This window comes from Pseudomonas sp. DVZ6, assembly GCF_024259445.1.
Taxonomy (GTDB): Bacteria; Pseudomonadota; Gammaproteobacteria; order Pseudomonadales; family Pseudomonadaceae; genus Aquipseudomonas; species Aquipseudomonas peradeniyensis.
Genome location: NZ_JANCLM010000024.1, coordinates 24,891 through 45,674, shown reverse-complemented (window position 1 = coordinate 45,674; position 20,784 = coordinate 24,891). Strand labels below are relative to the sequence as shown.

Annotated in this window: 23 protein-coding genes; 8 read left to right on the top strand and 15 right to left on the bottom strand. The window is 66.1% G+C overall.

Translation table 11 applies throughout. The features are described from left to right. Positions 1–280: 280 nt before the first annotated feature. Positions 281–1,216, bottom strand: coding sequence for an aspartyl/asparaginyl beta-hydroxylase domain-containing protein (locus tag NMG10_RS15345; RefSeq protein WP_203651369.1), 936 nt, complete (start codon positions 1,214–1,216; stop codon positions 281–283). Positions 1,217–1,474: 258 nt separating this feature from the next. Continuing rightward, the gene (gene cysK, locus NMG10_RS15340) at positions 1,475–2,449 is read right to left on the bottom strand and encodes a cysteine synthase A (protein WP_254464632.1); all 975 of its coding nucleotides are present in this window, start codon (positions 2,447–2,449) and stop codon (positions 1,475–1,477) included. Between the two features lie 296 nt (positions 2,450–2,745). Between cysK and NMG10_RS15335 the strand changes: the two genes are divergently transcribed. Both NMG10_RS15335 and NMG10_RS15330 read left to right on the top strand, forming a co-directional pair. Further along, entirely contained in the window at positions 2,746–3,591 is an 846-nt protein-coding gene (locus tag NMG10_RS15335; RefSeq protein WP_011535085.1) for a MoxR family ATPase, read from the top strand. A gap of 13 nt (positions 3,592–3,604) precedes the next feature. Continuing rightward, on the top strand, positions 3,605–4,783 hold the full coding sequence (locus tag NMG10_RS15330) for a VWA domain-containing protein (protein ID WP_050706827.1): 1,179 nt from the start codon (positions 3,605–3,607) through the stop codon (positions 4,781–4,783). A gap of 114 nt (positions 4,784–4,897) precedes the next feature. Here NMG10_RS15330 and NMG10_RS15325 read toward each other — a convergent pair whose 3' ends face one another. The 4 genes from NMG10_RS15325 to NMG10_RS15310 are packed head-to-tail and all read right to left on the bottom strand — an operon-like array spanning position 4,898 to position 8,586. Continuing rightward, a complete protein-coding gene (locus NMG10_RS15325; protein ID WP_254464631.1) occupies positions 4,898–5,821 on the bottom strand; it encodes a biotin-dependent carboxyltransferase family protein in 924 nt (307 codons plus the stop codon). Then, positions 5,818–6,513: a 5-oxoprolinase subunit PxpB gene (gene pxpB / locus NMG10_RS15320; protein ID WP_254464630.1), complete on the bottom strand. Its 696-nt coding sequence runs from the start codon at positions 6,511–6,513 to the stop codon at positions 5,818–5,820. The genes NMG10_RS15325 and pxpB overlap by 4 nt, the downstream gene beginning before the upstream one ends. Further along, a complete protein-coding gene (locus tag NMG10_RS15315) occupies positions 6,510–7,289 on the bottom strand; it encodes a 5-oxoprolinase subunit PxpA (protein ID WP_028693037.1) in 780 nt (259 codons plus the stop codon). The genes pxpB and NMG10_RS15315 overlap by 4 nt, the downstream gene beginning before the upstream one ends. Positions 7,290–7,299: 10 nt before the next feature. Beyond that, the gene (locus tag NMG10_RS15310; protein ID WP_254464629.1) at positions 7,300–8,586 is read right to left on the bottom strand and encodes an MFS transporter; all 1,287 of its coding nucleotides are present in this window, start codon (positions 8,584–8,586) and stop codon (positions 7,300–7,302) included. Between the two features lie 129 nt (positions 8,587–8,715). Between NMG10_RS15310 and NMG10_RS15305 the strand changes: the two genes are divergently transcribed. Then, positions 8,716–9,627 carry a LysR family transcriptional regulator gene (locus tag NMG10_RS15305; protein WP_254464628.1) on the top strand — a complete coding sequence of 304 codons (912 nt, stop codon included), beginning with the start codon at positions 8,716–8,718 and terminating at the stop codon, positions 9,625–9,627. A 26-nt stretch (positions 9,628–9,653) separates the two neighbouring features. Here the strand turns inward: NMG10_RS15305 and NMG10_RS15300 are convergent, their stop codons facing one another. Genes NMG10_RS15300 through NMG10_RS15290 form a run of 3 tightly spaced genes read right to left on the bottom strand, consistent with a single transcriptional unit; the run spans position 9,654 to position 11,483 of the window. Next, positions 9,654–10,175 carry a DUF2937 family protein gene (locus NMG10_RS15300; protein ID WP_062574848.1) on the bottom strand — a complete coding sequence of 174 codons (522 nt, stop codon included), beginning with the start codon at positions 10,173–10,175 and terminating at the stop codon, positions 9,654–9,656. 9 nt (positions 10,176–10,184) lie between these two features. Continuing rightward, positions 10,185–10,958 (bottom strand): class II glutamine amidotransferase, encoded by a 774-nt coding sequence (locus NMG10_RS15295; protein WP_203651335.1) that lies wholly within the window; start codon positions 10,956–10,958, stop codon positions 10,185–10,187. A gap of 15 nt (positions 10,959–10,973) precedes the next feature. Next, a complete protein-coding gene (locus NMG10_RS15290) occupies positions 10,974–11,483 on the bottom strand; it encodes a hypothetical protein (protein WP_062360569.1) in 510 nt (169 codons plus the stop codon). A 176-nt stretch (positions 11,484–11,659) separates the two neighbouring features. Between NMG10_RS15290 and NMG10_RS15285 the strand changes: the two genes are divergently transcribed. Both NMG10_RS15285 and NMG10_RS15280 read left to right on the top strand, forming a co-directional pair. Next, positions 11,660–13,702, top strand: a complete 2,043-nt coding sequence (locus NMG10_RS15285; protein WP_254464627.1) for a S9 family peptidase — start codon at positions 11,660–11,662, stop codon at positions 13,700–13,702. A gap of 123 nt (positions 13,703–13,825) precedes the next feature. Then, positions 13,826–14,299, top strand: coding sequence for a cyclic nucleotide-binding domain-containing protein (locus NMG10_RS15280; RefSeq protein ID WP_254464626.1), 474 nt, complete (start codon positions 13,826–13,828; stop codon positions 14,297–14,299). Here NMG10_RS15280 and NMG10_RS15275 read toward each other — a convergent pair. Then, positions 14,296–14,571 carry a hypothetical protein gene (locus NMG10_RS15275; protein ID WP_028693029.1) on the bottom strand — a complete coding sequence of 92 codons (276 nt, stop codon included), beginning with the start codon at positions 14,569–14,571 and terminating at the stop codon, positions 14,296–14,298. The genes NMG10_RS15280 and NMG10_RS15275 overlap by 4 nt on opposite strands. A gap of 132 nt (positions 14,572–14,703) precedes the next feature. Between NMG10_RS15275 and NMG10_RS15270 the strand changes: the two genes are divergently transcribed. Continuing rightward, entirely contained in the window at positions 14,704–15,069 is a 366-nt protein-coding gene (locus NMG10_RS15270) for a YajD family HNH nuclease (RefSeq protein WP_050704320.1), read from the top strand. 73 nt (positions 15,070–15,142) lie between these two features. After that, positions 15,143–15,613: an RNA methyltransferase gene (locus NMG10_RS15265; protein WP_028693028.1), complete on the top strand. Its 471-nt coding sequence runs from the start codon at positions 15,143–15,145 to the stop codon at positions 15,611–15,613. 149 nt (positions 15,614–15,762) lie between these two features. On the opposite strand, the gene NMG10_RS15260 is transcribed toward NMG10_RS15265, so the two are convergent. Both NMG10_RS15260 and NMG10_RS15255 read right to left on the bottom strand, forming a co-directional pair. Continuing rightward, on the bottom strand, positions 15,763–16,971 hold the full coding sequence (locus tag NMG10_RS15260) for a hypothetical protein (RefSeq protein WP_232857192.1): 1,209 nt from the start codon (positions 16,969–16,971) through the stop codon (positions 15,763–15,765). Positions 16,972–16,996: 25 nt separating this feature from the next. Beyond that, positions 16,997–17,446 (bottom strand): YcgN family cysteine cluster protein, encoded by a 450-nt coding sequence (locus NMG10_RS15255; RefSeq protein WP_203651332.1) that lies wholly within the window; start codon positions 17,444–17,446, stop codon positions 16,997–16,999. A gap of 145 nt (positions 17,447–17,591) precedes the next feature. Here NMG10_RS15255 and NMG10_RS15250 point away from each other — a divergent pair, with 145 nt between their 5' ends. Further along, positions 17,592–18,185: a nitroreductase family protein gene (locus NMG10_RS15250; protein WP_203651331.1), complete on the top strand. Its 594-nt coding sequence runs from the start codon at positions 17,592–17,594 to the stop codon at positions 18,183–18,185. Between the two features lie 120 nt (positions 18,186–18,305). On the opposite strand, the gene NMG10_RS15245 is transcribed toward NMG10_RS15250, so the two are convergent. The 3 genes from NMG10_RS15245 to rnd form a co-directional block, all read right to left on the bottom strand. Further along, positions 18,306–19,238: a D-2-hydroxyacid dehydrogenase gene (locus tag NMG10_RS15245; protein WP_203651330.1), complete on the bottom strand. Its 933-nt coding sequence runs from the start codon at positions 19,236–19,238 to the stop codon at positions 18,306–18,308. A gap of 76 nt (positions 19,239–19,314) precedes the next feature. Further along, positions 19,315–19,608, bottom strand: a complete 294-nt coding sequence (locus NMG10_RS15240; protein ID WP_110739238.1) for a YcgL domain-containing protein — start codon at positions 19,606–19,608, stop codon at positions 19,315–19,317. Continuing rightward, positions 19,605–20,738, bottom strand: a complete 1,134-nt coding sequence (rnd, locus tag NMG10_RS15235; protein ID WP_234560250.1) for a ribonuclease D — start codon at positions 20,736–20,738, stop codon at positions 19,605–19,607. The genes NMG10_RS15240 and rnd overlap by 4 nt, the downstream gene beginning before the upstream one ends. Positions 20,739–20,784: the final 46 nt, after the last annotated feature.

The following is a 20,784-nucleotide window of genomic DNA, read 5'->3' as shown; positions in this document are numbered from 1 at the left end:
ACGCCACTGACAGGTGGTGGGTAGTGACTGATCATGGCCGGCTGCTGGCTGCCACGCACGACCACGCCCGCGACAGGCGCGAGAACGTAAGCGGTGGTGGAAGGGATGGCGGGCATGAACAGGTCTTCTGGAAAGTGAATGGACTGGACTATAGCGGTGGATTCTTCGCGGGTAAACCCGCTCCCACAAGTATCTCGCTGGATTAGCTGCCATGGAGTACCTGTGGGAGCGGGTTTACCCGCGAAAAGGCCGGATCTGCCCGGGAAGATGCCTGCCCCGATCAGAACAGCCAGCGGTACAGCGCATAGGCGACGACAACCGCCAGCACCGGCCGCAGCACGCGGTAGGCCTTGGGGTTGGCGCGCTTGAACTGCTTGACCCGGGTGCTGATGACATTGCTGAAGCGCTTGCTCCAGGCGTAGGCCTGGTTGATCCCGCCGACGCGCTCGTCATCGGTGTTCTGCGGCGCGGTGGCGCGGCCGAGGAAGGCGCTGACCTTGCGGTTGATGCGGGTCATCAGCGGGCTGTTGAGCGGGCGCTCGACGTCGCAGAACAGGATCACGCGGGTGACCTCGGTCTCATTCTTGACCCAGTGCACGAAGGTCTCGTCGAACATCACGTCCTCGCCGTCACGCCAGGCGTAGGGTTGGCCATCGACGTAGATGCGGCAGTTGTCCGAGTTCGGCGTGGACAGGCCCAGGTGGTAACGCAGGGAGCCGGCGAACGGGTCACGGTGCGGGTTCAGGTGGCTGCCACCGGGCAGCAAGGCAAACATCGCGCCCTTGACGTTGGGGATGCTGCTGACCAGTTCGACGGTCTTCGGGCACAGCGCCTCGGCCGAAGGCAGCGGCTTGTCGTACCACTTCAGGTAGAAACGCTTCCAGCCTTTCTTGAAGAACGAACCGAAGCCGGCGTCGTTGTCTTTCTCGGCAGCACGGATGTAACCCTCGTCGAACAGGCGCATGGCCTCTTCGCGGATCACTTCCCAGTTGTCCTTGAGCACGTCCAGTTCGGGGAAGCGCTGGCGGTCCAGGTAGGGCTTGGAAGGCACGCCGGAGAACAGGTACATCAGGCTGTTGTAGGGGGCGAACAGCGCCGAATGGTTGACGAACTGGCGCAACACCGGCAGGCGTGCCTTGCCGCGCAGGTGCACGAACAGCACGCTGGCGAAGAACACCAGCAGGACACCTGCCTTGGCGACGAAGGAAAAGGTCATGCAACACTCCTTGGAGGGGAAATCTGGCCATCCCCAGATAGCCGGACATCATAAACCCATCCGGGCCGGGTAAAAACAACCGGTGCCGGATCGCAGTGTCAAGGATTGTGCAATAAACGAGAGAGGCCGACATTGCGCCGGATCAGCGGTGGCCCGTATATCCCGGGCCCCGTTCGCGGCACAAGGCCGCTCCTACAGGCAATCGCGTCCTTGTAGGAGCGGCCTTGTGCCGCGATGGGCTGCGCAGCAGCCCCAGACTTACTGCTGGTTCTCCTGCTCGGTGAACATGTCGCTGAACAGCATGCTCGACAGGTAGCGCTCGCCCGAGTCCGGCAGGATCACCACGATGGTCTTGCCCTGCATCTCCGGTTTCTCGGCCAGGCGCACCGCCGCCGCCATCGCCGCGCCACAGGAAATGCCGCAGAGGATGCCCTCCTCCTGCATCAGGCGGATGGCCATGGCCTTGGACTCGTCCTCGGTGACGGTCTCGACCTGGTCGACGATCGACAGGTCGAGGTTCTTCGGCACGAAACCGGCACCGATGCCCTGGATCTTGTGCGGGCTGGGCTTGAGTTCCTCACCGGCCAGGGTCTGGCTGATCAGCGGCGAGTTCACCGGCTCCACCGCCACCGACAGGATCGACTTGCCCTGGGTGTGCTTGATGTAGCGCGACACACCGGTGATGGTACCGCCGGTGCCGACACCGGCCACCAGAACATCCACCGCGCCATCAGTGTCGTTCCAGATTTCCGGGCCGGTGGTTTTCTCATGAATGGCCGGGTTGGCCGGGTTGTCGAACTGGCCCGGCAGGAAGTGCTGGGCAGGGTCCGAGGCGACGATCTCGTTGGCCTTCTCGATGGCGCCCTTCATGCCCTTGGCCTTGTCCGTCAGGACCAGCTCGGCGCCCAGTGCCTTCAATACCTTGCGGCGCTCCAGGCTCATCGAGTCCGGCATGGTCAGCACCAATCGGTAGCCACGGGCGGCGGCGACGAACGCCAGGCCGATGCCGGTGTTGCCCGAGGTGGGTTCGACGATGGTCATGCCCGGCTTCAGCTTGCCGCTGCTCTCGGCGTCCCAGATCATGCTCGCGCCGATCCGGCACTTCACCGAATAACCCGGGTTGCGCCCCTCGATCTTGGCCAGGATGGTCACTCCGCGCGGGGCGATGCGATTGATCTGCACCAACGGCGTGTTGCCGATGGAATGTGCGTTGTCGGCGTAGATACGGCTCATGGCGGGGGTCCTTGAATGCAGGGGCTGGCGGGTGGACCTAAAAGGGTAAGCCTGCCGAGGTGGGGCGTAAAGCCCGCTCTGTTACCGGGGGTGACGGACCATTCAGGGACTGAATACCCGGTCTGCGTTTGCAGGCGACGGGTGCGGGGTTATAGTCGCTGACACATCAATAACCATGCGTTGGCTGCACTGCCCTCATCGCGGGACAAGCCCGCTCCCACAGGTTGCTCTCAAATCCTGTCGGGGCGGGCTTGCCCCGCGATAAGGCGAGCCCAGCCACCCCAGAGGATCGGTTCATGAAGTTCGAAGGCACCCGCGACTACGTCGCCACAGACGACCTGAAGCTGGCGGTCAACGCGGCCATCACCCTGGAGCGCCCGCTGCTGGTCAAGGGCGAGCCGGGCACCGGCAAGACCATGCTCGCCGAGCAGCTCGCCGCCTCCTTCGGCGCCCGCCTGATCACCTGGCACATCAAGTCCACCACCAAGGCCCACCAGGGCCTGTACGAGTACGACGCGGTCAGCCGCCTGCGCGACTCGCAACTGGGCGTGGACAAGGTCCACGACGTGCGCAACTACCTGAAGAAGGGCAAGCTGTGGGAGGCCTTCGAGGCCGACGAGCGGGTGATCCTGCTGATCGACGAGATCGACAAGGCCGACATCGAGTTCCCCAACGACCTGTTGCAGGAACTCGACAAGATGGAGTTCTACGTCTACGAGATCGACGAGACCATCAAGGCCAAGCAACGCCCGATCATCATCATCACTTCCAACAACGAGAAGGAACTGCCCGACGCCTTCCTGCGCCGTTGCTTCTTCCACTACATCGCCTTCCCCGACCGCGCCACCCTGCAGCAGATCGTCGACGTGCACTACCCGAATATCAGCCAGTCGCTGGTCAGCGAGGCACTGGACGTGTTCTTCGACGTGCGCAAGGTCCCGGGCCTGAAGAAAAAACCGTCCACCTCCGAGCTGGTCGACTGGCTCAAGCTGCTGATGGCCGACAACATCGGTGAGGCAGTGCTGCGCGAACGCGACCCGACCAAGGCCATCCCGCCGCTGGCCGGTGCCCTGGTCAAGAACGAGCAGGACGTGCAACTGCTCGAGCGCCTGGCCTTCATGAGCCGGCGCGGCAACCGCTGACAGGAGCCGGGCCATGCTGCTCAACCTGTTCAATGAAATGCGCGCGGCCAAGGTACCGGTGTCGGTGCGCGAGCTGCTCGACCTGCACCATGCCCTGCAGAAGGGCGTGGTGTTCGCCGACATGGACGCCTTCTACTACTTGGCCCGGGCCATCCTGGTGAAGGACGAGCGCCATTTCGACAAGTTCGACCGCGCGTTCGCCGCCTACTTCAAGGGCTTGGAAAACCTCGACCGGCATATCGAGGCCCTGATTCCCGACGACTGGCTGCGCAAGGAGTTCGAGCGCTCGCTGACTGACGAGGAACGGGCGCAGATCCAGTCCCTGGGCGGCCTGGACAAGCTGATCGAGGAGTTCAAGAAACGCCTTGAGGAGCAGAAGGAGCGCCACGCCGGGGGCAACAAGTGGATCGGCACCGGCGGCACCAGCCCGTTCGGCTCCGGCGGCTTCAACCCCGAGGGCATCCGCGTCGGCGAGGCCGGCAAGCGCCAGGGCAAGGCGGTGAAGGTGTGGGACCAGCGCGAGTACAAGAACCTCGACGACCAGGTCGAGCTGGGCACGCGCAACATCAAGCTGGCCCTGCGCCGCCTGCGCAAGTTCGCCCGCGAAGGCGCCGCCGAGGAGCTGGATATCGACGGCACCATCGACCACACCGCCCGTGACGCAGGCCTGCTGAACATCCAGATGCGCCCCGAGCGACGCAACACGGTCAAGCTGCTGTTGCTGTTCGACATCGGCGGTTCGATGGACGCCCACGTGAAGGTCTGCGAGGAACTGTTCTCGGCCTGCAAGACCGAGTTCAAGCACCTGGAGTACTACTATTTCCACAACTTCATCTACGAGTCGGTGTGGAAGAACAACCTGCGCCGGACTTCCGAGCGCTTCTCCACCTTCGACCTGCTGCACAAGTACGGTGACGACTACAAGGTGGTGTTCGTCGGCGACGCGGCCATGGCGCCCTACGAGATCACCCAGCCGGGCGGCAGCGTCGAACACTGGAACGAAGAAGCCGGGTATGTGTGGATGCAGCGCTTCATGGAGAAGTTCAGGAAGATCATCTGGATCAACCCGTATCCGAAGCAGGCCTGGGAGTACACCGCCTCGACCCACCTGGTGCGGGACCTGATCGAGGACAGGATGTTTCCGCTGACCTTGCAAGGGTTGGAGGACGGGATGCGGTACCTGTCCAAGTGATGTTGCCTGTTCTGGCCTATTCGCGGGTAAACCCGCTCCCACAGGTACAGCGCCACTCTCGGGGGCTGTATCGGACCTGTGGGAGCGGGTTTACCCGCGAAAGGGCCAGCAGCTTCACCGCCAACGGAGCAGGTATAGCTGCTGCTCCCGCCAAGCCTCGTCCTGCACCACCGCCCGAAACCGCACCGCAGACCCCGGCATGCACTGTGCCAACTGCGCCAGCGCCAACGGCGTCAACGCCCCCAGTCGTGGATACCCACCGATCGTCTGCCGATCATTGAGCAGCACGATCGGCTGCCCGTCCGGCGGCACCTGCACGGCGCCGAGCGGGATCCCCTCGGAGATCATCGGCGCGCCCTGGTAGACCAGCTGTGGCCCAAGCAGGCGAATACCCATGCGATCAGCCCGGCTGTCCAGCGTCCAGTCACGGTTGAACGCCTCGAACAGACTGGTGCCGCCAAAATCACCGATCTGCGCGCCCATCACCAGGTCCAATACCGGCTTCTCGGCATACACCGGTCGCAGCGCTTCAGGCACGTGGGAGCGGACTTGCCCCACGACTGCCCCGGCAGCGTGCAGCACCTCGCCCTTCACCAACGCCCGGCCCTGGCCGTCTAAACCACCCAGTTCTTCCCGTACCACGGTAGAACAACTCCCCAGCACCGGCTCGCCCACAAACCCGCCCGGCACCGCCAGGTAAGCACGTACCCCCTGACGAGGCTGACGCAGCGTCAGGCGCTGGCCCTTGCCCAGGTTGAAGCGGGTCCAGGGCGCCACGGCCTGCCCGTCGACCTGCGCATCCAGGTCGGCCCCGGCCAGCGCCATCACGCAGTCCTGCTCGGCGACCACGCTGAAGCCGCCGAGGGCGATTTCCACCACGGTGCTGTCCAGGGCATTGTCCAGCAGCCAGTTGGCCCAACGCATCGCCACCCAGTCCAGCGCGCCGCCCTGGGTCACGCCCAGGTGCCGCACACCAAAACGCCCGGCATCCTGCAACAGGCACAGCGCGGTGCTGGCCTCGACTCTCAATTGGCTCATGCCTGGGCCTCCAGCGGGCTGTCATCACCGCCCAGGTTGATGAATTCGGCCCGTTCAACGGCCACGAAACGTACCCGATCACCAGGTTGCAGCAAGCTGTAGCCCTCGCGCTCGCGGTCGAACAGGCGCACCGGCGTGCGACCGATCAGGTTCCAGCCGCCCGGCGACACGGCGGGATAGGCGGCAGTCTGGCGTTCGGCGATGCCGACGCTGCCCGCTGCCACGCGCTTGCGCGGGGTGCTCAGGCGCGGCGTGGCCAGGCGTTCGTCGACCAGGCCCATGAAGCCGAAGCCCGGCGCGAAACCCAGGGCGAACACCGGGTAGTCGCGACCACAATGCAGGCGGATCACCTCGGCCTCGCTCATCCCGCCGCGCGCGGCCAGCACCGGCAGCTCGGGGCCGACGCTGGCGTGGTACCACACCGGGATCTCGTGCCGGCACCCGGCCTGGCCGGCATCCGGCCGCAGGCCCTCCAGCGCGTGCTGGATACGCTGGCGCGCCTCGCCCGGCGCCAGGTCGAACTGCACCATCAGCGTGGTGTAGGACGGCACCAGGTCGATCAACTGTTGGCCGAAAGCATCCCGCAAGCGCTGGCTGGCGGCGAGGATCCACGGCATGTTGCCTTCATCGATGGCATCGAACAGCCGCACCATCAGGCTGTCGATGGCCACCGCTTCGATACGTGGCGTCATGCTTGCTCCAGTGCATCCAGGGCTTGGCGGATCTGGCGCACGGCGGCCACCGAGCCGTCGTTGTCGCCATGCACGCACAGGGTGCTGGCGTTCAAGCGCACGTCGCTGCCGTCGTCTGCCACCAGGGCCTCGCCCTTGGCAAGGCGCAAGGCCTGCTCGACCACCAGCGCCGGATCGTGGTGCACCGCGTTCGGCAGGCGCCGCGACATCAGGTGCCCGCTGGCGGTGTAGCCACGGTCGGCGAAGGCCTCGAACCACAGCGGCACGCCGACCTCGTCGCCCAGGGCCTGGGCGGCGCTGTCGTCGGCGGTAGCCATGAGCATCAGCGGCAGGCCGCTGTCGAACGCCGCCACCGCTTCGAGCACGGTGCGCAGGATGTCCGGGTTGGCCATCATGTCGTTGTACAGCGCGCCGTGGGGCTTGACGTAGGCCACCCGCCCGCCGAGCACCTTGCAGATACCATCCAGGGCACCGATCTGGTAGTGCAGCAGGTCGCGTATCTCGTCGCTGCTGCAGGCCATGGAGCGGCGGCCGAAGCCCATCAGGTCCGGGTAGGCCGGGTGCGCGCCGATGGCCACCCGGTGCTCCAGGGCCAGGGCCACGGTGCGACGCATGGTGCCCGGGTCGCCGGCGTGGTAACCGCAGGCGATGTTGGCGCAGTCGATGAATGGCATGACCTTGGCGTCCTGGCCCATGCGCCAGTTGCCGAAGCTCTCGCCCATGTCGCAATTGAGTAGCAGGCGTTTCACCTGGCGGACCTCCGTATCAATGTTCATGGTGCCTACCTTAGCGCGCCTGGAGTGCTTTGCCGCGGGTTTCCGGCAAGCTCAGGGCCGCCACGATCACCACACCGTAGGACACCGCGGCAAAGGCGCCAATTCCCAGGCCCAACGGCACTTTCTCGCCGAGCAGGCCGATCAGCAGCGGGAACATGGCCGCGACCAACTTGCCGATGTTGTAGCAGAAGCCTTGCCCCGATCCGCGGATCCGGGTCGGGAACAATTCGGTGAGGAACGAGCCCATGCCGCTGAAGATGCCCGAGGCAAAGAAGCCCAGGGGGAAGCCCAGCCACAGCATCACCCCGTCGCTGACCGGCATCTGCGTGTAGAGCAGGACGATGACGAACGAGCCCACGGCGAACAGGATGAAGTTCTTCCTGCGCCCCAGCAGGTCGCACAGGTAGGCGCTGACCACGTAGCCGATGTAGGAGCCGACGATGACCATCGCCAGGTAGCCGCCGGTGCCCAGCACGCTCAGACCGCGCTCGTTCTTGAGGAAGGTCGGCAGCCACGAGGTGATGGCGTAGTAGCCGCCCAGGGCACCGGTGGTCAGCAAGGAAGCGCGGATCGTGGTCCAGAGCATGCCGGGGGCGAAGATCTCGTAGAACTGCGCAGGCGCCTCGGCCTGTTCCACGGCCTTGGCCTGACGGTAGATCTCCGGGTCCTTGACCAGGCGCCGGACGAAGATCACGAAGATCGCCGGCAGCAGGCCCAGCAGGAACAACGCGCGCCAGGCCTGCTCGGCCGGCAGCCAGGAGAACAGCAGGGCATAGAGGATCGCCGTGAGGCCCCAGCCGATGGCCCAGCCCGATTGCACCATGCCCACCGCCTTGCCGCGGTCCTGGGCACGGATCACCTCGCCGATCAGCACCGCGCCAGCGGTCCATTCGCCGCCAAAACCAAAGCCCATCAGGGTGCGGGCGATCAGCAACTGCTCGTAACTCTGGGCGAAGCCGCAGAGGAAGGTGAAGAAGGCGAACCACAGCACCGTCAGCTGCAGGGTGCGCACTCGCCCGATGCGGTCGGAGAGGATGCCGGCGATCCAGCCGCCCAGGGCCGAGGCGATCAACGTGCTGGTGTGGATCAACCCGGCCTCGGCGGTGCTGATGCCCCACAGCATGATCAGGGTGGGGATGACGAAGCTCAGCATCTGGGTATCCATGCCGTCCAGGCCGTAGCCGATCTTGCAGCTCCAGAAGGTGCGTCGTTGCTGGGAGTCGATGTCGCGGTACCAGGCGAAGGGGCCGCTCGAGGTTCGGGCGGGGGCCTGCTGCTGCACGCCGGTCGGGTTCATGGTTGCCTCGGCTTGTTGGTATTGTTCTATGGGCGACGTCGGGCGTCGCGGCCTGGGCTTCATGTTCAGAGGCCGCGTCGCCTGCGTCCAACGAGAAAAACCGCCGGTCTGGAACAAGAAAAACTGATCATGAACCTTCGTTTCCTCGAAACCTTCGTCTGGGTCGCCCGGCTCAGGAGCTTCCGCCTCACCGCCGAGAAGCTGTTCACCACCCAGGCCTCGGTGTCCAGCCGCATCGCCGCGCTGGAGGCCGACCTGGGCGTGAAACTGCTGCTGCGCGACTCCCGCGGGGTCAGCCTGACGCCGGAAGGCGCCAAGGTGCTGGAATACGCCGAGCGCATGCTCGACACCGCCAAGGCCATGAAGCAGTCGCTGGACAGCGACCGGGCCAAGACCGGGCGCATCCGCCTGGGGGTGATGGACACGGTCATCCACACCTGGATGAGCGCCCTGGTGGCGGAGCTGGGCGAGCGCTACCCGCAGGTGGAGATCGAGCTGGTGGCCGATACCGCGCTGAACCTGCGCGAGCAGTTGCAGAAGGGTTTTCTCGACGTGATCCTGCAGACCGACCTGCTGCGCGAGCAGTCGATCCGTAGCCACGACCTGGCGCGCTACCCGATGGGCTGGATCGTCGCCGCCGGCTCGCCGCACCACCGCACCTACGCCTCGCTGGCGGAGCTGGCCCGCGAGCGCATCGTCACCTTCTCGAAGAACTCGCGGCCGCACCAGGAAGTGCTCGGCCTGCTGCAGGCCGCCGGAGCCGAGGCGCCGCGCCTGAACTGCGTGAACTCGGTGGCGGCCATCACCCGCCTGCTGCGCGACGGCTTCGGTATTGGCGCATTGCCGCCGGCATTGGTGGATGGCGAACTAAGCCGTGGCGAGCTGGTGTTGCTGGAAGGCTTGCAGCCACCGCCGAGCCTGGAGCTGGTGGTGGCCTGGCAGACCGGTGTGGCGCTGGTGGACGAGGTGGTGGGCGTGTGCCGGCAGGTGCTGGAGCGCTATGCGCGGGATGTGGGCGGGCAGCGGATTGTGCTGATCTGAGAAACGCTGCCGCAGGGCCGGAAAAACTAGCGCCAGCTTTCCTTCACCACCTTGCGCCGCCCGCCAAGAATCACCCAACCAATCACCAGCAACAGGCTCTCGACCACAAACGCCAGCACGAACCCGCTGCCGATCCCCCAGCCGATCGCCTCCGGTACCAGCAGAATCTGATAGCTGTAGCCCTTGAGCGTTTCCTCGCGCAGTGCCGGCTCCGGCTGCACCAGCACATGCCAGGTGCGGCTCACCCACGAGCCTTGCAGGGCCTGCCATTCATGCTCAAGCAACTGGTTGCGAATCAACAGGCTCTCGATGCTGTTGGCATCGCTGTTGAACACAGGATCGTCGCTGCCCCGGTAATGCCGCACCAGCGCCTGCAGGTCGCCGTTGAAGAAACGCTGCGCGGTCTGGCGGAAGCCGTCTAGCGCCTGGCGCGATTCGAGCAAGTGCGCCTCGACGCGCTGGCTGTAGTCCTTGACCAGCCCCGGCACCTGGAGACCGGCCAGCAGGCCGAAGGTGAACAACAGCAAACGCAGGTAACTTCTGAACATGCAGCTTCCTTAACTATGGCCGTGGGCAATGCACTCGCCATGCCGCCACAGCCCCCACTGACCCGGCTCGTAGCGGTTCCAGGTCTCGTTCTCGGTCAGCGGCTCGGTGGCGATCACCGTGACCACGTCGTTGGGGGTGGTTTGCGTGTGGAAGTCGACGATCAGGTCGACATCCTTCAGCCGCGCCGCGCCGAACGGTGCGCGGCGGGTGATATGCACCAGTTTGGTCGAGCAGAAGCAGAACAGCCAGTCGCCATCGCTGAGCAGGCAGTTGAACACGCCCTGGCCACGGTAACCGGCACAGGCTTCGACCAGCACCGGCAGCAACTGCTCGACCTCGACCGGCTCGGGGAAGGCTTCACGCACACGGTTGAGCAGGTCGCAGAAGGCCGCTTCGCTGTCGGTGTCGCCGATCGGCCGGTAGAACGTGCGCTGGCCGCTGAAATCGCCCAGCTGGCCGTTGTGCGCGAAGCACCAGTTGCGGCCCCACAGCTCACGCACGAACGGGTGAGTGTTGGACAGGCAGACCTTGCCGACGTTGGCCTGGCGGATATGGCCGATGACCACTTCGCTCTTGATCGGGTAACGCTGCACCAGGTTGGCCACTTCCGACTCGCTGCTCGCCGCCGGATCCTGGAACAGACGCAGGCCGCGCCCTTCGTAGAAACCGATGCCCCAGCCATCGCGGTGCGGGCCGGTGCGCCCGCCGCGCTGCATCAGGCCGGTGAAGCTGAAGACGATGTCGGTGGGGACGTTGGCGCTCATGCCCAGCAGTTCGCACATGTTGCGGCTCCTGGTTTACAGACGGGGTTCGACGCGGCCCTGCCCGGGGCCGGAGCGGCGTACTGGGGCGGGCGGAGGATCGTCGCGGTAGCGGTCTTGACGGTTGGCGGCCAGGGACGCTTCGGCCACGACCTCGTCTTCTTCCTTGGCCTGGCGCTGGGCGGCGGCCTCACGCTGGGCTCGGCGCTCGCGGGCACGCTTTTCCAGCGGCCAGCGGATCAGCACGAAGACGATGTACAGGGCAAAGGCGAGCATGCCGTACATGGCCAGGTCGGAGGCGGCGCGCCAGGCGTTGTTGCCGACCTTGAAGGCGACGTCCAGCGCGGTGATGGCGATGGCCGGGGCGAAGCTTTCCTTGACCGGGTCGACGATGGTCGGCGAGAACAGCAATACGGCGATGATCACCCGCAGCGGCTCGCGCAGCCAGCGCCACATCCAGCCGGTCAGCTTGAAGCCCACCAGCAGGCAGCCCAGGGCGGCAACGGCGTACAGGCCCCAGGCGAGGGTATAGTCGTGTTCGGTCATGGTGTGGGTGCAAGCCAGGCAAAGAGATGCCTATGATAAACACTTTTCCCGGCGCAGGCTGCCCCTAGCCTGTCAGGGCCTCTTCGCGGGTAAACCCGCTCCCACAGGCTAACACTTTACCTGTGGGAGCGGGTTTACCCGCGAAGAGGCCAGAGGCCCCAACCAAGAGATCTCCCATGCCGAATGCCCCCCGCCCCCCCATCGCCCGCCAGGCCGAAGGCACCGACCCCTATGCGTGGCTGCAGCAGCGCGACACCCCCGAGGTCCTGGCCTACCTGGAAGCGGAAAACGCCTACCAGCAAGCCGTCCTCGCCGACCAGGCGCCGCTGCGTGAACAGCTGTTCGAAGAAATCAAGGGCCGCATCCTCGAGACCGACCTGTCGCTGCCCTCGCCCTGGGGCCCGTACCTCTACTACACCCGTACCACCGCGGGCGACGAATACCCGCGTCATTACCGCTGCCCGCGCCCGGCCGACGACAGCAACACCGTCGATGAAAGCTGCGAGGAGCTGCTGCTCGACCCCAACGCCCTGGCCAATGGCGGCTTTCTTTCCCTCGGCGCCTTCAGCGTCAGCCCCGACCACCGCCTGCTGGCCTACAGCCTGGACACCAGCGGCGACGAGATCTACACCCTGTACGTCAAGGACCTGGCCAGCGGCGCGCTGAGCGCCCTGCCCTTCGACGACTGCGACGGCAGCATGACCTGGGCCAACGACAGCCAGACGCTGTTCTTCGCCGAACTGGACGACACCCACCGCCCCTGGCGCCTGCGCCGCCACACCTTGGGCGAGGCTGGCGCCATCACGGTGTTCGAGGAGTCCGACGGACGCTTCTTCCTGCACTGCTACCGCGCCAGCTCCGAGCGCCAGCTGGTGCTGCTGCTCAACAGCAAGACCACCAGCGAGGCCTGGGTGCTCGATGCCGCCACGCCACAGGCTGATTTCACCTGCCTGGCGCCGCGGGTCGAAGGCCATGAATACTTCCCCGACCACGGCCAGCTCGACGGCCAGTGGCGCTGGTTCGTGCGCAGCAACCAGGACGGCATCAACTTCGCCCTGTACCACGCGCCGGCCGACAGCGTGCCGACACGCGCGCAGTGGCAGGTACTGGTACCGCACCGCGACGACGTCATGCTCGAAGGGCTCAGCCTCAATGCCACGGCGCTGTCCCTGAGCCTGCGCGAAGGCGGCCTGCCGATCATCGAAGTGCACCCGCAAGGCCTGCCGGCCTACCGCGTGGAACTGCCAGACGCCGCCTACAGCCTTTACGTGCAGGACAGCCTGGAATTCGCCAGCACGCGCATCCGCCTGCGCTACGAAGCGCTCAACCGCCCGGCCCAGGTGCGCCAGCTGGAGCTGACCACGGGTGACCAGCAGGTGCTCAAGCAGACCCCGGTGCTCGGCGCCTTCGACGCCGACGACTACGTCAGCCAGCGCCTGTGGGCGGTGGCCAAGGATGGCACGCGGGTGCCGATCAGCCTGGTGCGCCGCCGTGTCGACGAGGGCAAGTGCGTGCCGCTCTACCTCTACGGCTACGGCGCCTACGGCGAGAGCCTTGACCCGTGGTTCTCCCACGCTCGCCTGAGCCTGCTGGAGCGTGGCGTGGCCTTCGCCATCGCCCATGTGCGCGGCGGCGGCGAGCTGGGCGAGGCCTGGTACCGGGCCGGCAAGCAGGAGCACAAGCACAACAGCTTCGACGACTTCATCGCCTGCGCCGAACACCTGGTCGCCGAAGGCGTGACCAGCCGCGAGCGCTTGGCGATCAGCGGCGGCAGTGCCGGTGGCCTGCTCATGGGCGCAGTGCTCAACCTGCGCCCCGAGCTGTTCCGCTGTGCCATCGCCGAAGTGCCGTTCGTCGATGTGCTCAACACCATGCTCGACCCCGAGCTGCCGCTGACCGTCACCGAGTACGACGAATGGGGCAACCCCGAGGAGCCTGAGGTGTACGAACGGATCAAGGCCTACGCCCCTTACGAGAACGCCAAGGCGCAGGCCTACCCGGCGCTGCTGGTGGTCGCCGGCTACAACGACAGCCGCGTGCAGTACTGGGAGGCTGCCAAGTGGGTGGCGCGCCTGCGCACGCGCAAGACCGACGACAACCTGCTGCTGCTCAAGACCGAGATGGGCGCGGGCCACGGCGGCATGAGCGGGCGCTACCAGGGGCTGCGCGACGTGGCGCTGGAGTATGCGTTCGTCTTCAATGAGCTGGGCGTGGCGTAAAACGCGATTTTCGTTGTCATAGCGTCAAGCTGACGTGGGAGCGGGCTTGCCCCGCTCCCACGATGCCTCACTACCTACCCAGCAGTTTGTGGCGCTTTCCAGACATTCGAAGAAGAACAACACATGCCCGACACCCAGCACCTGAACGCCGAGATCCGCGACATGCTCATGGACTGCGGCCTGTTCGACACCCTGCAGCCCGGTGACTTCCTCGCCGCCGCCGGCTACTTCAGCCTCACCGCCGTCGCCCAGGGCCAGACCCTGTTCAGCGAAGGCGACGCCGGCACTTTCATGTGCATCCTCCATCGCGGCGTGGTCTCGGTGCGCAAGACCGACGGCAACGGCGTCCAGGTGGAGATCGCCACCCTGCGCAAGGGCCGGGCCTTCGGCGAGATGGCCGTGCTCGATAGCGAACGCCGCTCGGCCACCTGCGTGGCGGCCAGCGACTGCCAACTGCTGACCCTGGGCAAGGACGCGCTGGAAAAGATGCTCAACGAAGCGCCGCGCATCGCCGCACGGATCATCCGCGCCCTCGCCGTGGCCTTGTCAAAACGCCTGCGCATGCAGGATGGCCAGCGCCTGGCGCAGCAGGTCTAGCGCCCCTTGTCAGGCGGCTTCGGCGGGTCCTGGCTCAACCCGGGCAACGGCTGGTCCTTGGGTGGGCCCGGCAGCGGCATCGGCGGCAACAGCGGCGCGCCCGGCCGGTTGGCGCCGGCCTTGGGCGGCGTGCTCGGGGTGATCTGCGGGTAAGGTGTCGGCGTCGCGGTGCCGGGTGCCCCGGGGACCGTCGTGAGCGGCCGCTGCTGGCCCGCGGCGTCGGCCGTGGATACAGCACCAAGCAACAGCGCGGCGAGGATCGCATGCAACATGTGCAGCCTCCTGTCAGAAACCTTCCTACAGGCTACGCCCAATGGCGTGATTTTGCCTGTCCGCCCGCCCCACAGGCGCGCTAGACTCAAAGGCATAACCGTCATTGCCCTGATCAGAAAAAAGGTAACACCATGAGCTCCACCTCCGACGCCACCGCCCGCCTCGACCGCATCCTCGCCGACGCCAAGCGCGACAAGGAAATGGGCTACCGCGACAAGGCGCTGAAGATGTATCCCCACGTCTGCGGTCGTTGCACCCGCGAGTTCTCCGGCAAGCGCCTGTCGGAACTGACCGTGCACCACCGCGACCACAACCACGACAACAACCCCCAGGACGGCTCCAACTGGGAGTTGCTGTGCCTGTACTGCCACGACAACGAACACGCCCGCTACACCGACCAGCAGTATTTCAGCGAAGGCTCGCTGAGCACGCCGAAAGTCGCCGTGGCGACCCACAACCCGTTCGCCAACCTGGCCGCGCTGATGAAGAAGGACTGAACGTCGATTCGCGCCCCCGGCGTGCCGGCAAGCCCGTATAATCGCGCTCTTTTTTTGCGAAGGGCCCCGACACGTGGCGAACAAACGGTACAGCTGCATCGGCCTGTTCAACCCCAAATCTGCGGAAAACGTGGGCTCGGTGATGCGCGCCGCGGGCTGCTATGGCGTCAACTCGGTGTTCTACACCGGCAAGCGTTATGAGCGCGCCCGCGACTTCGTCACCGACACCAAGCGTGTGCACTACGACATCCCGCTGATCGGCATCGACGACCTGCAGCGCATCATTCCCCTGGGCTGCACCCCGGTGGCCGTGGAGCTGGTGGAAGGCGCACGGCCATTGCCTGAGTACACCCACCCGGACCGGGCGATCTACATCTTCGGGCCCGAGGATGGCTCGTTGAGTGAAGACGTGCGGGGCTGGTGCGAAGAGACGATCTACATCCCGACAGAAGGCTGCATGAACCTGGCGGCGACGGTGAATGTGGTGCTGTACGATCGCATGGCCAAAGGCTTGAATACCCGTTCGGGGCCGAAGTTCAAGTAACCATCGCGCCTTGCGCCCCCCCTGTAGGAGCGGCCTTGTGCCGCGAAAGGGCCGCGCAGCGGACCCGGCAATTTCTGCCTTGACGCTGAAAACCTGGGGCTGCTTTGCAGCCCTTTCGCGGCACAAGGCCGCTCCTACAGCGGAGCGTACTAGCGCAGCACCTTGCTCTGCAGCACCTCGGACTGTCGCCCGAGCACGTTCTCGCTGATCTGCACGAACTCCTCGGTGCTGACGCTCGACAGGCGCATCAGCGCGCGGGCGACGTCGTCCAGCGAGCGCTTGTCGTGGTGGTGCAAGCGAATCTCGCGATCCAGCGCCTGGAGCAGCAGCACGCCACGGGCCACCTGCGCGGCATCGGCCTTGGCACCCTTCAGGTGGGTCACCTTGGCCGCCAGCTTGTGCTGACGGGCCTGCAGCGCCTCGTAGCGATCATCGCTCATGCCGCCAGCGCGGCGCAGCAGCTCGGTGGCGTAGTAGTCGGCCAGGCTCTCGCCCAGCCAGTCGCTGCCGTCGCGGTCGTTGATCTGGGCGAACAACTGCACCAGTTCGCGCAGCACCGGGCTGGAGCCATTTTCGCTGACCAGCGGGCGCGTGCTGTGCAGGTACAGCGAGTTGTTGCCAGCCAGCACGCCCCGCCACATCTCGTCCCGGGCACCGACCAGCAGCAGCTTCGGCGGGTTGCGCGGGAACACCGCCTGCAACTGCGGCCAGACGAAGGTCAGCAAGGTCAGCGTGTCCATGCGCCGCATACCCTGGCCCTGCGGCGCGGCCACGGTCACCTCGGTGTCGCCCAGGCGCGCCCGACGGCTGCCCAGGTTGCCGGCGAGCATCCAGCCGGTGGGGCGGTCGAACAGCCGCGACACATCGTCGATACGGAATTTCTGCCGGCCGATGCGTGGCCAGGCGGTTTCGACGCTTTTCCAGCCCGCCGGCAGGTCGAAGGTCAGCCGCGAGACCAGTTCGGTGCCGTCCTGCTGGTCGAGGCGCGCCGGCGGCACCAGCTGGTCGCCGCGAAACAGCGCCCAGTGCGGCGTGATGCGTGCCTCATGGGCGGCGCCTCGGGGTTGCTGGTCGAGCAGCACACGGTAACTGAGGCTGGTCTTGCCCGCCGCCGGGTGCCAGACGCCACGCCCGTTCTGCACCTGCCACTGGCCATCGGCGAGAAAATCGCTGTAGGCACCGGGCTTGCCCAGGTCGAAGTCCAGGCTGCGCACCGCGCTGCCGTCGGCCAGGGTCAGGCGCACCTCGGCCTGGCCGCTCTGCGGCAGCAGGCGCACCTGATAATCGAGGTCGACTTTCTTCGCCAGGACCTGCGAACTGGCCAGCAGGCCGACAATCAGCAACAACGGGCGACGCATAAAAAACTCCTTGTTTCCCGGACACTCAACCCGCGCGGAAGATCAGATGGTCTTCCCAGTCGTCTTCATCCACGTCGTTTTCGCTGAGCATGCGCCCCGACCGGGAAATACGCTGCTCGTGCACCTGCTGGCGATCACCGCTGATCAGGTGGTGCCAGGCCGGCAGGTCCTGTCCTTCGCTGACCAGGCGATAGCCGCAGGTGGGCGGCAGCCACTTGAACTGGTCGGCCTTGCCGGGGGTGAGTTGGATGCAGTCGGGAACGTGTTCGAAGCGATTGGGGTAGTCGCTGCACTGGCAGGTCTGCAGGTCCAGCAGCTTGCAGGCGATGCTCGTGTAATAGACGCTGTTGTCTTCCTCGTCCTCGAGTTTCTGCAGGCAGCACAGGCCGCAGCCGTCGCAGAGCGACTCCCACTCCTGGTCATCGAGCTGGTCGAGGGTCTTGCGCCGCCAGAAGGGCGCGGTATCGGCGATCATCACACGGTTTCCTGCAGTCAACGTCAAGCCGCGGCGCGCGGCGGCGCCAGTCTAGAGGCAGTCCGGCGGCAACGCCAGACCGCTTGTCAGTGCTCACCGGACGCAGTAGCGTGCGGTATTTTCCCCCGCCCTTGCAGGAGCACCCATGAGCGCCACCCCACGCATCGCCGACTATGCCATCAACGAGCAGTTCATCAATCGCTGGTCGCCCCGCGCCTTCACCGCCGAGCCGATCAGCCAGGAAACCCTGCTGAGCTTCCTCGAGGCCGCGCGCTGGGCGCCTTCGGCCTACAACTCGCAGCCGTGGCGGTTCCTCTACGCCCGCCGCGATACGCCAAGCTGGGAGCGCTACCTGGGTATCCTCAACGAGTTCAACCGCAGCTGGGCGCAGCACGCTTCGGCGCTGGTGCTGATCATCTCCAAGACCACCTTCGCTGCGCCCGGCTCCGATGAGGAAAAGCCTGCACTGTGGCACACCTTCGATACCGGTTCGGCCTGGGGCCATCTGGCGCTGCAGGCGAGCATCAGCGGCTGGCACAGCCACGGCATGGCCGGTTTCGACCAGGACCTGGCCCGCCGCGAGCTGAAAATTCCCGAGGGCTACGCGCTGCATGCAATGGTGGCGATCGGCAAGCTGGGTGACAAGGCGACCCTGGCCGAAGGCCTGCAGGCCCGCGAAGTGCCGAGCCCGCGCCGGCCGCTGAGCGAGCTGGCGGCCGAGGGTGAGTTCAGCCTGTAATTCTCTGTCGCCTGGGCCGGCCTCTTCGCGGGCAAGCCCGCTCCCACAGGTGTGTCACTGCTCTTGTGAGCGGTGATATCCCTGTGGGAGCGGGTTTACCCGCGAAGAGGCCGGTTCAGGTCAATAGCCTCGCTGGAAATCCACCTCGCCCCGCAGTGCCTGCTCCGCCACATACGCCCGCGCATTCGCGACGAACAACCGCACCATCGCCGTCGGCGAGGTCGGCGCCGAGCTGTGTCCGGTCAGCAGCAGCCCCCAGGCGGTCCAGAACGGATGGCGCTGGGGCAAGGGTTCCTGGCGACAGACATCGATCACCGCGCCAGCCAGGTGGCCCTGCTTGAGCGCCTCGACCAGGTCGGCATCGACCACCGCCACGCCACGCCCGGCATTGATGAACAAGGCGCTGGGGCGGAAGCACTTGAACAGCGCCGCATCGTACAGGTCGTGGGTGGCCGGGGTATCGGGCAGCAGGTTGATTACGTAGTCGGCCTGGCCGACCAGGCGCGGCAACTGGTCGAGGCCCGCCACTTCGACGAAGGGCGCCTGCTCGCGGGCGCTGCTGGCCACGCCTTGCAGGATGACACCGAATGGCACGAGGAACTGCGCCACGCGCTGGCCGATGTCGCCGGTACCAACGATCAGCACCCGCCGTCCCTCCAGGGTCCGCCCAGGACGGTCATCCCAGCGCCTTTCGACCTGGCTGACCAGGCGCGACAGCACATCGCGCTCATGGCCGAGCATGTAGGTCAGCATGTACTCGGCCATCACCTGGCCGAAGATGCCCACCGCCCGGGTCAGGCGGTAGTCGCGTGGCAGGCCGTCGGCCAGCAACGGGGTGATACCAGCCCAGGTCGACTGCATCCAGCGGGGCTTGTGGCCCTGGCGCAACAGGCTGGCCAGCAGGTCCGGCTGGCCCAGCCACACCGGACAGTCGGGGGCCAGGCGCGCCAGTTCGGCGGAGTCGCCGCTGGTCAGGGCCTCCAGGTCCGGCGCCGCCTCGCCCAGCAGGCGAGCATAGTTGGCATGATCCTGTTCAGCGATCAGAACGCGCATGTGAAACACAACCTTGGCAAACAACGGAAGCGGCCCGCCAGGCGGGCCGCAGTCAGAGAGGGGGACCGCGCCTGGGTCAGGCCGGGTCGTTGCGGCGCAGCAGTTCTTCGGGCAGGTGCTCGATGTAGTCGTCATCCGGCGGCGGCATCTGCAGGTGGTAGCCCTGCTTGTCGAGGTTCTCCAGCACCTTGGCGATGTCCTCGCGGGCCAGTGTGCGCTCAGGCGTCAGCACCAGGTCGAAGGCATGCACCGGCTTGCCGAAGAATGGCAGCAGCGCCTCAGGCACACGCTCCAGCCCCTCGGCCTTGAGCACGTAGAGGTACATTTCGTTCTTGCGTGGGCTCTTGTAGATCGAGCAGATACGTTTCATCGGGAATCTCCGGCGCCCGCCAGGTCGTCCAGCAGGGCCTGGCCCATGCGCTCGCGACGCCAGCCGCGCAGCGCATCGGGCAGTTGATAGGGGCCGTCGGGGTAGCCGCTCTTGAGCAGGGCTTCGAGGGCTTTCTTGCGCAGCATCAGTTCCGGGGCGATGCCCAGCCGTTCGCCTTCGGCCTGGCCGATGGCGCGCAGGCGCTTGAGAATGCCGGCGGCTTCGATCGGCAGCGGCTCGGGCAGCGGCTCGGGCCACTGCTCCTGGGGCTGGCTGGCGGCGCGCTTGATCAGCTGGATCAGCTGCTCACCGTCCTGGCGGATGGTGCGCGGGTGCATCTCGTCGATTTTCGCCAGCGCCGACGGGCTGTCTGGCTGGCTCCTGGCCATGGGCCACAGCGAGTGTTCCTTGAGGATGCGGTTGCGCGGCACATCGCGGCTGCGGGCCTCGCGCTCGCGCCAGGCGCACAGTTCGCGCAGCACGGCCAGTTGCTGGCGACCGAGCTTCCAGGCCAGCTTGACGTCGCGGTACAGGGTTTCGGGCTCGACTTCGCGGCGCAGCGCGGCGACCAGTTCGGCGCCGTCTTCCAGCACCCAGGCGTACTTGTCATCCGACAGGCGCGGGCGCAGGGCGTCGAACAGTTCGGCCAGGTGCACGGCGTCTTCGGCGGCGTAGCTCACCTGGGTGTCCGACAGCGGGCGTTGCAGCCAGTCCGAGCGGGTCTCGCCCTTGGGCAGTTCGAGCCCCAGCACCTCTTGCACCAGGCGCGAGTAGCCCATGGAGAAACCGATGTTCAGGTAGCCGGCGGCCAGCTGGGTGTCGAACAGCGGCTGGGGCAGCTTGCCGGTCAGTCGCAGCAATACTTCCAGGTCTTCGCTGCAGGCATGCAGCACCTTGACCACGCCGCTGTCCTCGAGCAGCCCGGCCAGCGGCTGCCAGTCGCGGATCAGCAGGGGGTCGATGAGATAGGCGCACTGGCCGACGCCGATCTGGATCAGGCCGGCCTTGGGGTAGAAGGTGTCGACCCGCATGAATTCGGTGTCGAGGGCCACGAAGGGCTGTTCGCGCCAGCTTCGGCAGTGTTCGGCCAGGGTCTGGTCGTCACGGATCCAGTGTATTTCGATGGCCACGAGGCTCTCCCACTAACATTGGCGCGCAGTATATACGGCGCGGCCC